Origin of the sequence: Serratia sp. BNK-33-b (assembly GCF_048684565.1) — a bacterium.
Taxonomy (GTDB): Bacteria; Pseudomonadota; Gammaproteobacteria; order Enterobacterales; family Enterobacteriaceae; genus Serratia; species Serratia marcescens.
The window spans coordinates 795514-807680 of sequence record NZ_JBLQTZ010000001.1; the positions used below are offsets into that span (position 1 = coordinate 795514).

The window sequence follows — 12167 nt, forward strand, 5'->3', positions numbered from 1 at the left end:
CCATCTGGCCGAATTTCTGGCCGGGATAGCGAGTGATGTTCTTCTGACGACGCGGGCAGCTATGGCCAGTGATGAAGTCACTGGCGGGGAACGCTATATTGTCTCCCCCATTGACAGGCGGAAGTGGAGATCGACATGTTCAATGGTCGGCAGCCCTTTAATTTTTTTTATTATGATCTCTGTCGCCACTTTCCCCATCTCATACCGTGGCGTCAGTACGCTGGCTAACCGGGGGGTAATGATCTGCCCGATCTCAAGACCGTGAAATCCGGCAATGGCAATTTGCGCTGGAACGCCGATACCGTTTGCCAGGCATTCCTGTAACACTCCCACGGCCAGATCGTCGTTGGTACAGAGAATACCGTCCATATCCGGATACATTTGGCTCGCAAGCGTCATCATGCCTGTCCCAATCGAAATGGAAGAGATTTTATTGGGGGAAATGCGACCGGTAGGCAAATCATGGTTAGCCATTGCCTGACAGTATCCCGTGTAACGCTGTTCATCGCGGATATCAGACATTGAACCAAAATAGATAATGCGTTTTTTACCGCTTGCCAGCAACATGGTGGTCATATCGTAGCCGGCTTTCACATTATCAAAACCCACGTTAATTCGATCTGCATTGCCTGACAGCCCCATGATTTCAGCAACGGGTATTTTTGCCGCCTTCAGGAGTTTTTCCGCCCGCAGGCTATGGACCGACTCGGTCAGCAGCAGCCCTTTAATCTTAAAAGCCAGGATCGCGGCGATTTGCTCCTCTTCGCGTTTGCTGTTGTAGTCATAATTGACGACCAGCGTCTGATAACCCTGTATAGACGTCACGGATTCAATGCCGGCGAGGACATCAGCAAATATCAGATTGTTAAAAGAAGGAACCAGAACGCCGATGAGGGGAGGGCTATTGGAATAGAGGGCGGGATTGTCGGGATCGGCCTGATAGCCGACTTCCTCGATCACGGCGGCGATGCGCGCAGCCGTTTCCGGTTTAACCCTGTCCGGCGTGCGCAGATAGCGACTGACCGTCATTTTGGTGACACCAGCCAGTACAGCAATGTCATTTAACGTAATTCGCTGCGACTTCACCATTCATACTCATCTGACCCAGACCGTGTTTGTCATTATGCCCACTGCCGAGTCAAAAGAGAATGCGCGCAATGCGCTGCCCCGGCCGTATCCGGTGACAACCGCACGATGCGCCGATCCCGGCCTCTTTTCCCGTTCCGGCATTATATGTCCGTTATCTCCGCATTTCGTAACGCGGGGAAAGAAAGGCACGCATCTGCGTGCCGTGGACGCGGTGGAAGAAAAGACGGGCAGTTTGATACCTTATTCGGCCTGCCCAATAAGATGAACGGGCCGATATGGCCGGGTTAACTGAGAATATCTTCGGCGATCACGTTGAACAGCGTATCGATCTCGCCCCGAGTGTTGTAGTGCATCATGCCGATGCGCAGCACGCCGCCGTCCTGCAACCCCAGCTGTTGCACCAAGCCCAACGCATAGAAATGCCCGCTGCCGGCGCAGATGTTGTGCTGCCCCAGGCGGCGGGCGATCGCGTCAGGCGTATGGCCGCTGAAGGTCAGGGCGAAGGTTGGCGTGCGGCGCGCGCTGTCCGCCTGGGGATTGCCGTAGAGCCGCACGCCGTCGAGTTGCTGCAGCCGTTGCAAAAAGTGACTGCACAGCGCCTCTTCATGCCGGTGGTAGGCGGCGAAGCTCTCCTGCAAGCGCTGCCTTAACGGCGCTCCGGGCGCGCCCCACTGCGCCAGATACTCGATAGCGGCCGCGACGCCGGCCAGTGCCTCGAAGCTTTGCGTGCCGGTCTCGAAACGGCCGGGGCCGACGTCGGTGGCCGGCTCGACTTTGTACGGCCGCAGGCGCTGCAACCACTGCGTCGCGATGTAGGCCATGCCGACGTGCGGGCCAAAGAACTTGTAGGCGGAGCACACCAGGAAGTCACAGCCCAGCGCCTGCACGTCGATCAGGTTATGCGGCGCGTAATGAACGGCGTCGACATACACCTGCGCGCCGACCCGATGCGCGGCTTCAACGATGGTTTTGATATCGACGATGCCGCCGGTGACATTGGAGGCGTAGCTGACCGCCACCAGACGGGTGTTGGCGTTGATGCGCTCGCACACTTTCGCGGCATCCAATGCGCAGTCGGCGCTCTCCAGCGGTATCTGATGTACCGTGGCCCCTTTGTCGGCGGCGGCCTGCTGCCAGCTGGAGACGTTGGCGTAGTGATCCAGCGCGGTGACGATGATTTCATCGCCGGCCTGCCAGTCGCGGCTGATGATGCGGCTGAGATGAAAAGTCAGCGTGGTCATGTTCATGCCGAAGACGATGTTGTCGGGCGACGGCGCATTTAACAAGGCGCGCACCGATTCCCGCGCCTGGCCCATCACCTCGCCGGTGACCCGGCTCGAGAAATAGTGGCCGCCCAGGTTGGCGTTGTACCTTCCCAGGTAGTCGGTCATTTTTTCCAGCACGCCCCGTGAAACTTGCGCACCGCCGGGGCCGTCGAAAAAGATGGCCGGTTTGCCGTCGATCTGCTGTGACAGGGCGCTGAACTGGGCGCGGGCGAGCTCGGGGGTAAAGGTCATGCTTTCTCCCCCCGCGCGGTGAGGACAAAGAGATCCAAATGACCTTCTTCTTCCGGGCTCACGGCGTTGATCGGCGTGGCGTTGTGCCACAGTTTGCTGTCCGCCAGCAGCACGGCCTCACCGTCCGCCAGCGCTTTTTTAAAGAAAGGATCGTGGCGGCTGTCGTCATACAGCATGATTTCACCGCCGACGATGTTGTGCCGGTGAATGGCGATCATCGCGATATGGTCGAAACCGTCCTGGTGTATGCCTTCCGGCGCCACCTGGGTGTCTTTCTCGATAGCGACCACGCGCATCTGGTGGATCTCTATCTCGGCGCCTTCCGGCAGGTCGTTGCTCTCTGCAAACAGGTTGCACATCTCTGCCATGCCGGCGCTCTGCAACACGGCGCTGTCGATAGGTTCGAAGCGGCGCACCACATTGCCCTGGAAGTGGTTGATCTGATCCGACTGCATGAAAGTGCGCGGCCCTACTTCGGCGACGTTGGGGTTGAGGTATTTAACGACCGAATAACGGCGCAGGCGATATTTGCCGTCGGCGTGTTGCGTGTGGGGCAAGAAGGAGAACGATGGCATCAGCTGTTGGGTGGCTTGCGGGCTTAGTACAGTCATACTTATTACGTTTTCGTGTTTCTGTAACATAATCACCTCTAATAATAATAATTTCTGATGTTGTAGGGGGTAATTCGATTGAATTGTAGACGACTCTATAACCAACGCAATTTAGCGGTAGCGAGGTGTGACGGCGGTCGTAAAGTGGGGTGAACAGCAGAGAGGATGAGCGGAAGGGAATGCTGGTATGAAGCCGTCATTCAGCAAAATAAGCGCTAACGGGGGAGAATTCATGCGCAAGCATAACGTGACCAAGGTTACGCTTTCAGGGATAACTCTCATGAATATGAGGTGCTTTACTATAATTCCGGGACAGAGTGACCGCAGTGGCATTGCCTGGTTGTTGAAAGAACAATCTTCAATTCCCCCTGAATAAGGACTCCGATCATGCAGCATGTCAGAAAATTCGTCATTTCCTGCCTGTTTGCGTCGATAATGTTCCCCGGCATGGCCTTCGCGGAAGATCCCCCCGTGACACCGTTGGCTACCGGGATCGTCAGCAGCGGCGTAGCCGAAGCGCAAGTGACCGAGGCCGTGCGCCACGGTGAAATCCTGACCATCAAAGTGCGTTTCAAAGGGTTGAAAGACAACCTTAATGGACAAGGCTTGTATAGCAGTCTGGATAAAAGCAGTCTTGAGAAATCCTTCTATATTCTGGTGGGTAATAAAAAATACCTGCTGCTTACCGATAGCAATAATGTCCCACTGGCCTCTCCCAGCGTGTCATTCAGCTCAAGTTCAGGCATTCCCTATGTCGCCACCTGGTTTGGCAGCTTCCCTGCGCCTCCACCTGATGTGAAAGAGGTGTACCTGACGATCGCCAATGTCGAGCCGCTCGGGCCGATAGCCATTACGGATCGTTGAGCGATGAACGGCCTCAGGAAAGCCGCCTGTGTGGGGGGGATGTTAGCCTTTGGGTTGGTGTCATTGGGTTCATGGGCTGACAGCGGAGAGCCGGCATCCGTGGGGAAACCGGTGATACTCGATCTTAAGGCCACCCGGCTGGATTTGGTTGGTTTGCCTTCGGGGCTGAATGCCGGCGTCCTTGATCTGCAGAGTAAGGCAGCGGATTTGGCTAAACAATCCGCCGACATTTCCGTCAGAGACAGCAAAAATGCCGTAACGTTATCGATGCGCAGCGATGTGCTGTTCGCCTTCGACAGCGATGCGATTGCTGCTAAAGCGGAGCCTGCGCTGCAACAGGTGGCGCAATTTATCGCGGCCGAACCGGTAGGGAACGTGGTGATCGAGGGGCATACCGATGCGGTGGGCAGCGATAAATATAATCGGGATCTGTCGCTGCGACGCGCACGTGCGGTGGCTGTTTGGCTGATCGCACATGGGGTAGAAAAATCTCGTCTGAGTGAACGGGGAAAAGGGGAGGCTGAACCGGTGGCTTCCAACGACACGCCGACGGGCCGGGCCAAGAATCGGCGGGTTGACTTCGTGTTGCCGAAAACCGCTGCCGCCGGTTAACCCCGCGCCGGTGGACGTTTCCTTTGCCAGAGCCGCTTTTAAACGGGCTCCTCCCGCTGACTGCTCGCGGAGTTCAGGCTGTATGGCGTGGAGCCGGTGACGTTAATGATTGATGAACATAATCGCGTCGCCAAAAGCCTGTATCTCGCTTTCGGTTTTCGCTTTAGCGGCCCCGATAAAATGCGGGGTCAGAACGTCTCGAAATACAGCTCGCGCAACAGCCAGGATATTTCGTTATTGGTGCGGTTCAGGACGTCTATTCTGTGAACCCCTATCGCTTCTGCGCGCAGATCGAGCAGCAAGTTGCGAATCTGCCGGAATAACGGGGTTTGCGGGTTGGGTTTGGCCAACTGCTGGCCGCACAGTTTGATACCGGCGTCGCAACCGGTGGCGATGTCCGTCAGGCAGCACGGGCAGGTGGTATTTTGGCGCGCCATATTGCGGCATTGTTGCCCGATTACCTGATTGAAATGGCGTAATTGCAGGCAGACTTCCCGCGAGTTCAACGGGTTGGAATGGGTTGTCATCGGTTTCAGCTCCCTTGTCTGCGCCTATATTGGCACTTACCGATGAAGATAACCACGGACAAGCCGAGGGGGTATCGCCTTGTTGTGTCTGGAAGCGACGAAATCGATGAGGCCCGCGATGGCGGGCCGGTAGAGTCAGGCGCGTTTAAACAGATTCGCCGCCTGGAACAGCGCAAAGGAGCTGACCAGCATTTCGATGCCGACGATCGCCGTCACCAGCGTGACCGACGCCGCCGGGCCTGAACCGATCAGCATCCAGGCGATGATCAAATCGAGCACGCCGATAACGAACTGTAGCCAGTTGCCCGGCAATCCGCGGCGCATATAGCCGGCCGCCAGGCGCGCGATGCCGCCGAGCGCGAACAGCACGGCAAGGTACACCGCCAGCGCCAGAATGCCCGCCAGTGGGCTGGTGATGAACACATAGCCGATAATCAGGTAAGCCACGCCCAGCAGAATGCCGCCGATCATCGGCCAGGTATTCTGCGCCCGGTTGGCGATCATGGCGATAATCAGCCCGGCGCCGCTCAACAGCAGCAGGACGCCGACCACGATGCTCAGCGCCGCGCCGGAGGCGAAAGGGTTGACCAGGCACAGTATGCCGCCCGCCAGCAGCAGGAAGGCGATGATCAGCAGGGTGGTGCGTTGCTTTTTGAGCAGTTCTTCGCTCAGGAGGGGCAGATTATTGCGATCAAGGTTTAGCATGTTACAGCTCCATTCTCTTTGTTGCGATCCTCGGGGGCACTCTATTTTTCCGAGCGCTCTATTATAGTAGTCACTTTTTAATCGCTGCGGTAAATCCGGCGTGGCGTTTATGCTTGGAAGCGGCGTGTTATTCGGCCAGTTCATCAACGATGAAATCAATCAGCGCCCTTACCGAAGGGGGGAGTCCTTGTCTGGAAGGGTAAAACGCGACAATCTTGTGTTGTTCCAATGTCAAGTCGTCGAGCAGCGTTTTCAGGCTGCCGTCGAGCAGTTCCTGGCGGGCTAATTTCAGCGGCAGACAGCCAACGCCGACGCCTTTTACGATCGATTCCTTGATCAGGCGAATGTCATCGCACACCATGCGTGACTCGTTGTTTATTTTGACTTCGCGATCGGCTTGTTGAAACGTCCAGGCGGCCTGAAGATGGGTCGATAACCACCCGACCGTTGGCAAACTGGAGAGATCTTCGGGCGTATTTATACTTTGGTACTGAATAGCTGCAGAGGGGGCGACCATAAATGCGGTGGGCACAGTGCAAATTCGACGCATCACCAAATTGCTGTTTTTGGGCTCATCGGCGATGAGTTTTAATGAGAGGTCATACCCTTCAGAAATAATATCCACGTTGCGATTAAATATTTTCACATGCAAATTGACCTTGGGATATTGCAGCATGAATCTCGCCAGCACTTCCGTTAGGCCAAGATCCAGGAGAATGTTTGAGCAGGTCAGTTTTATTTTTCCAGTGGGTTTTTCGCTTTTGTTAATAATAAGGCATTCCGCTTTCTCTGCGGTGCTAATCATCTGCAGGCAGTACTGAAAATATTCTTTTCCTATATCGGTGACCATGAGGTTTCGCGTTGAGCGCTGAATAAGCCTGACATTAAGCCTTTTTTCCAAATTGGATATTCGTCTTGATAGCGTCGATTTGGGTATACCAAACTTCTTACTGGCGGAAAGAAATCCACCGCATTCAACTACTCTGGTAAACATAACCATCTCATTGAAATCTATCATATAAAATTAACCTTCCCAGTGGTGAAACACTCATTCCCAATAATCGTGCTATTTACCCGGCTGGTTCATTGCTAGCCTGATGTCGGAGCGTTTGAAAGCATGCTACATGCTTGGAATGCATGGGGCGATCGGAATTTGATGATTTTGATGATAAAGGAGAAGGGAATGACTTTTAAATATAACCGATTAGATAAGACACAGGCCGCCGTTTTATTAGTCGATCATCAGACGGGGCTACTGTCCCTGGTTAGAGATCAGGATCCGGATAAATTCAAAAATAATGTTTTGGCGCTGGCCGATCTGGCTAAATACTTCAATTTACCGACGATACTGACCACGAGTTTTGAAAACGGACCGAACGGCCCTTTGGTGCCAGAGCTAAAGCAAACTTTCCCTGACGCCCCCTATATTGCTCGTCCCGGCAATATCAATGCCTGGGATAATGAAGATTTCGTCAAGGCGGTAAAGGCCACGGGCAAGAAACAACTGATCATCGCCGGCGTGGTGACCGAGGTTTGCGTGGCGTTTCCTGCGCTCTCTGCGCTGGAAGAGGGGTATGAGGTTTTCGTCATCACCGACGCATCCGGCACGTTCAATGCGATTACGCGCGATGCGGCTTGGGATCGCATGTCCCAGGCCGGCGCACAGCTGATGAGTTGGTTTGGCGCGGCGTGCGAATTGCACCGCGATTGGCGAAATGATATCGAAGGGTTGGGGAACCTGTTCTCTCAACATATTCCTGACTATCGCAATCTGATGACCAGCTTCAGTTTGCTGACCTCAGGTAAACAGTAATCCCGGCATCGCTGCATGGTTTGGCGCCTTATGGCGCCATTTTCCTCCCGCCGATCGCGCCGCAGCGGCCTCCGTGCCCGCTGTTTTCCGATAGTTGCCTCTTTCCCGCTTTTTGACTGACCCGGCGCAAATGTTACACTGTGCGGCTGAGGCGTATCAGAACCGAAAAGACGATTGGGGACAGGATTTGAGCACAGGAAGCAAGCTGGCGAGGTGGCGCCGCATCGCGGTGTGTCTGACATTGGGGCTATTGTTGGCCGGGTGTTCGGGTAAAAATACCTACAACCGCGACTACGACAAACTGCCGAAGGGCAGCTACACCGGCAAGTCCTACACCGTCAAACGGGGCGATACGCTGTACTACATCGCCTGGATCACCGACAGCGAAGTCAGCGATCTGGCCAGAATCAACAAGATACGCCCGCCTTATAGCCTGGAAGTGGGGCAAAAGCTGCGGCTGAGCGGCAGCGCGCCGACCAAAACCGCCGCCACGCGCCGTAAAACGTCTTCCTCCGCGATCGCCAAGCAAACGCCGCCGCCGGGCGCCGCCCGCTGTTGGCGCTGGCCGGCCAGCGGCCGGATCGTGCAGGCGTACTCCAATGCCGATGGCGGCAACAAGGGCATCGACATCGCCGGTAAACGCGGCCAGCCGATCTATGCTTCCGCCAAGGGCAAAGTGGTGTACGTCGGCAACCAACTGCGCGGCTACGGCAACCTGATCATGATTAAGCACGGCGAAGACTTTATTACCGCCTACGCGCACAACGACACTACGTTGGTGCGCAACGGCCAGGATGTGAAAGCGGGGCAGAAGATTGGCACTATGGGCAGCACCGGCACCGATTCGGTGTTCCTGCATTTCCAGATCCGCTATCGCGCCACCGCGCTCGATCCGCAGCGCTATCTGCCGCCGCAGGGTTCGTCGCCGTCCTGTTAACGTCAATCCGGCTCCTTGCGGAGCCGGATGTCAGCTATTTCAGCGGCAGATAAAGATCGGTCACCAGTTCATATTCCGCCACCTCGTGCACGAAGTTGTGGTAGTGGAAATAGAGCGGAAAATCGCGCAGCACCTCGCCGCTGGCCGGCAACCACTCGCTGTAAAGATAGCGGGCGCTTTCCGAGAGCCCATCCAGCGATCCGAGATGGCGCAGCACCGCACAGCGCCCGGCCGGCAGCGTGCCGTTCACCACGCCGAAGGCGTTGTCCTCCGGGATCGGCGCAGTGACCTCGCCGCAAATGAAGAAGCGGAAGTCCTGCGCTTCGGTGGTGGCCGGATCGTGCGGTGCGATACCGTAAGTGCGGCTGCTTCTGACCGGCGACAGGCCACTGGTTTTGCGCCACTCGATAAAGCGTGCGGCGGTTTCGTTGACCAGCGCGGACGGGCCGCGATGTTCGATCATCGCCACCGGCGTGGCCGGGAAGTCGACAATGTCTACTTTCATGGGTTGTTTCCTTTTGTGTTTCGGCTCGGGAAAGCGCTGCTGCCAATCGATCCAGGCCGGCCGTTTGCGAAACTGGCTTGGCGTTTGGCTGAACGCCTGTTTGAAGGCGCGGCTGAAGGACTCCGGGTTTTGAAAACCGGCGTCCAGCGCGATGTCAATCACCGGCTCCAGCGGGTTATACGCCAGGCGGTACGAGGCGCGTTTGAGCCTCATCCACTGGATATAACGCCACACCGAGATGCCACAATACGCGCTAAACTGGCGTTGAAAGTGAAAGCGCGAAAAGTGGGCCACTTCGCTCAGTTTTTCGACGGTGAGCGCCTCGTCCAGGTGGCGGTCGATATAGTCAAAGACCAGCGCAAAGCGCTTTGCATACGTCTGGGTCATGTGATTGTCTCCTCCATGCCTGAACTTTGCCCGAGCCGCCGCCGCTTCTCCTGACGGATGATGCTGAGTTGTCGCCGCAGGAAAATGGGAGGGTGCGGCGTTCGCCGTCGGCCAGGCCAAACTCATAACCCCGCGCGGCTGTGCGCCGCGATCCCGATCGAGAAGATGAATATTACATGATGGATCGTTCCCGTTTGCTGAAATTCCTGCTGCCCTATCTGTGGCCGAAAGACAACCCGCGGCTGCGGGGGTATCTGGTGGTGGCCTTCGTGTTCATGGTGGCGGCCAAGGTCAGCACCACGCTGGTGCCGCTGGCTTATAAAGCGATGGTCGATGCGCTGAGCGGCGAGACGGCGAAAATGCTGGCGGTGCCGCTTGGGCTGATCGTCGCCTACGGCGTGGCGCGGGTGGGCGGCGCGCTGTTTGAGGAACTGCGCAACGTAATGTTTATCCACGTCAGCCAGAACGCCACGCGCCTGTTGGGCGTGCGGGTGTTCCGCCAGCTGCATGCGCTGAGCCTGCGTTTCCATCTGGAGCGCCAGACCGGCGGGTTGTCGCTGTCCATCGAGCGCGGCACTCAGGCGGTGTCCACGGTGCTGTCGCGGCTGCTGTTCTCCATCGTGCCGATCCTGTTCGAGCTCTCGCTGGTCACGGCGATCATGTGGCATATGCTGAACGGCTGGTTCGCGCTGGCGATCCTGACGACGGTCGGCTGCTACATCCTGTTCACCGTGTTGGCGGTCAGCTGGCGCACCCGCTTTCGCCGCGAGCTCAACAAGGCCAACGCCGACGCCAACAGCAAATCCATCGACAGCCTGCTGAACTATGAAACCGTGAAGTACTTCGGCAATGAAGAGTTCGAGGCCGAGCGTTTCGACCTCTCGCGCCGGCTGTACGAATACGCCGCCATCAAGAACCAATTCAGTTTTACGGCGATCAACCTGGGACAAACCGCCATTATTTCGATCGGACTGATCGTGATGATGACCATGGCGGCGCAGGGCATTACGCAGGGGACGATGACGGTCGGCGACTTCGTGCTGGTCAATGCCTATCTGCTGCAGCTGTATCAGCCGCTGAACTTCTTCGGCTTTATTTATTCCGAGGTGCGCCAGGCGCTGATCGACATGGAGAACATGTTCGATCTGCTGCAGGAACCGCGTGAGATCGTCGATAGCCCGGATGCGCAGCCGCTGCGCCTCGATCGCGGAGAAGTGAAGTTCGACGCGGTCAGCTTCGGTTACGACACGCGTCGGCCGATCCTCAAGCAGGTGAGCTTTACCATTCCGGCGGGCCACACGGTGGCGGTGGTCGGCGCCTCCGGCGCGGGCAAGTCCACGCTGTCGCGCCTGCTTTTTCGCTTTTACGACGTGCAGGGGGGCGCCATTACCCTCGACGGCCAGGACATTCGCCAACTGACCCAGGCCAGCCTGCGGCAGGCGATCGGCATCGTGCCGCAGGATACGGTGCTGTTCAACGATACGTTGCGTTATAACATCGGTTACGGCAAAACCGGCTCCAGCGATGAAGAAATCGAGCGGGCGGCGCGGCTGGCGCATATCCATGATTTTATCGTCGGTCTGCCCGACGGTTACGACACCCGGGTGGGTGAGCGCGGGCTGAAGCTGTCGGGCGGGGAAAAGCAGCGGGTGGCGATTGCGCGCACCATTCTGAAAAATCCGGCCATCCTGGTGTTTGACGAGGCGACCAGCGCGTTGGATACCCAGACCGAGCGCGAAATCCAGGGGCACCTGCGCGAGGTGAGCCGCAACCACACCACGCTGGTGATCGCTCATCGGCTCTCCACCGTGGTGGACGCCGATGAAATTATCGTGCTGGAGGCGGGGGAGATCGTCGAGCGCGGGGGGCACGAGGCGTTGCTGGCCGCGAACGGCCGCTACGCCGCCATGTGGCAAACCCAGTACAGTGAAGAGCAGGAACCGCACTGATGGAGCCGCCGTTCACGTTCACCCCTGCTGCTGGGCGGCGTTGAGCCGCTGCGCCACGTAGTCGCAGGCGATGCGGCAGTCCTGTTTTAGGTCTGTCTCGTCGCCGGCCAGGCTGCCGCGCAGCCAAAGCCCATCGATCATCGCCGCCAGCCCGCGCGCCGCGTCGCGCGCCTGCTGCAGCGGCAGCTCGCGGCGGAACTGGCTGCAAATATTGGAATAGAGCCGCCGATCGTTGGCGCGCTGCAGGCGGCGCAGCACCGGCTGATGCATGCTGGCGGCCCAGAAGTCGAGCCAGGCGCGCATGGACACGGCGTTGGTTTGGCTGGGGTGGAAGTTGCCCTGGATAATGGCGAACAGCTGTGACTGGCTGTCGCTCGCCGCTTGCGCGCGGCACTCGGCCACCGCGTCGCGCAGATCGCGCAGGATCTTGCGCATGGTGGCGCTCAGCAACCCCTCTTTATCGCCAAAATAGTGGCTGACGATGCCGGTCGACAGCCCGGCTTCTTTCGCCACCTGAGACAGGGTGACGCCGGCCAGCCCGACGACGTTTATGGTCTCGAAGGCGGCGTTAATCAACTGCTCCTTGCGCTGCTCAGGAATGTCTCTGCGGTACATATTTTCCCCAACTGATAGGCAAATCACACTTTGAAT

13 protein-coding genes are annotated in these 12167 nt (G+C 57.3%); 5 read left to right on the forward strand and 8 right to left on the reverse strand.

Annotated features, from left to right (window positions below; all coding sequences use genetic code 11):
* Positions 1-93: 93 nt before the first annotated feature.
* From ACMGGK_RS03730 to ACMGGK_RS03740, 3 genes are all read right to left on the reverse strand, one after another.
* Positions 94-1086: a LacI family DNA-binding transcriptional regulator gene (locus ACMGGK_RS03730; protein WP_004931713.1), complete on the reverse strand. Its 993-nt coding sequence runs from the start codon at positions 1084-1086 to the stop codon at positions 94-96.
* Between the two features lie 287 nt (positions 1087-1373).
* A complete protein-coding gene (locus ACMGGK_RS03735) occupies positions 1374-2606 on the reverse strand; it encodes a cysteine desulfurase-like protein (protein WP_420276698.1) in 1233 nt (410 codons plus the stop codon).
* Positions 2603-3217: a 2OG-Fe dioxygenase family protein gene (locus ACMGGK_RS03740; RefSeq protein ID WP_227944643.1), complete on the reverse strand. Its 615-nt coding sequence runs from the start codon at positions 3215-3217 to the stop codon at positions 2603-2605. Before ACMGGK_RS03740 ends, ACMGGK_RS03735 begins: the two co-directional genes overlap by 4 nt.
* Positions 3218-3604: 387 nt before the next feature.
* Between ACMGGK_RS03740 and ACMGGK_RS03745 the strand changes: the two genes are divergently transcribed.
* Both ACMGGK_RS03745 and ACMGGK_RS03750 read left to right on the forward strand, forming a co-directional pair.
* The gene (locus tag ACMGGK_RS03745; protein WP_004931717.1) at positions 3605-4081 is read left to right on the forward strand and encodes a hypothetical protein; all 477 of its coding nucleotides are present in this window, start codon (positions 3605-3607) and stop codon (positions 4079-4081) included.
* 3 nt (positions 4082-4084) lie between these two features.
* Positions 4085-4693: an OmpA family protein gene (locus ACMGGK_RS03750; RefSeq protein ID WP_016929955.1), complete on the forward strand. Its 609-nt coding sequence runs from the start codon at positions 4085-4087 to the stop codon at positions 4691-4693.
* Between the two features lie 188 nt (positions 4694-4881).
* On the opposite strand, the gene ACMGGK_RS03755 is transcribed toward ACMGGK_RS03750, so the two are convergent.
* The 3 genes from ACMGGK_RS03755 to ACMGGK_RS03765 form a co-directional block, all read right to left on the reverse strand.
* A complete protein-coding gene (locus ACMGGK_RS03755; protein ID WP_015378954.1) occupies positions 4882-5220 on the reverse strand; it encodes a hypothetical protein in 339 nt (112 codons plus the stop codon).
* A gap of 135 nt (positions 5221-5355) precedes the next feature.
* Complete coding sequence (locus tag ACMGGK_RS03760; protein ID WP_004931723.1) at positions 5356-5925, reverse strand: HdeD family acid-resistance protein; 570 nt, start codon at positions 5923-5925, stop codon at positions 5356-5358.
* A 127-nt stretch (positions 5926-6052) separates the two neighbouring features.
* Positions 6053-6919, reverse strand: coding sequence for a LysR substrate-binding domain-containing protein (locus ACMGGK_RS03765; protein ID WP_420276699.1), 867 nt, complete (start codon positions 6917-6919; stop codon positions 6053-6055).
* Positions 6920-7108: 189 nt separating this feature from the next.
* On the opposite strand from ACMGGK_RS03765, the gene ycaC reads away from it, so the two are divergent.
* On the forward strand, positions 7109-7738 hold the full coding sequence (gene ycaC, locus ACMGGK_RS03770) for an isochorismate family cysteine hydrolase YcaC (protein WP_016929953.1): 630 nt from the start codon (positions 7109-7111) through the stop codon (positions 7736-7738).
* Positions 7739-7925: 187 nt separating this feature from the next.
* Entirely contained in the window at positions 7926-8675 is a 750-nt protein-coding gene (gene actS, locus ACMGGK_RS03775; RefSeq protein ID WP_048324756.1) for an amidase activator ActS, read from the forward strand.
* 34 nt (positions 8676-8709) lie between these two features.
* Here actS and ACMGGK_RS03780 read toward each other — a convergent pair whose 3' ends face one another.
* The gene (locus tag ACMGGK_RS03780; protein ID WP_420276700.1) at positions 8710-9567 is read right to left on the reverse strand and encodes an AraC family transcriptional regulator; all 858 of its coding nucleotides are present in this window, start codon (positions 9565-9567) and stop codon (positions 8710-8712) included.
* Positions 9568-9746: 179 nt separating this feature from the next.
* On the opposite strand from ACMGGK_RS03780, the gene ACMGGK_RS03785 reads away from it, so the two are divergent.
* Positions 9747-11516, forward strand: a complete 1770-nt coding sequence (locus ACMGGK_RS03785) for an ABCB family ABC transporter ATP-binding protein/permease (protein WP_028127682.1) — start codon at positions 9747-9749, stop codon at positions 11514-11516.
* 18 nt (positions 11517-11534) lie between these two features.
* Here the strand turns inward: ACMGGK_RS03785 and betI are convergent, their stop codons facing one another.
* Positions 11535-12131 (reverse strand): transcriptional regulator BetI, encoded by a 597-nt coding sequence (betI, locus tag ACMGGK_RS03790; RefSeq protein WP_033639489.1) that lies wholly within the window; start codon positions 12129-12131, stop codon positions 11535-11537.
* Positions 12132-12167 lie beyond the last annotated feature (36 nt).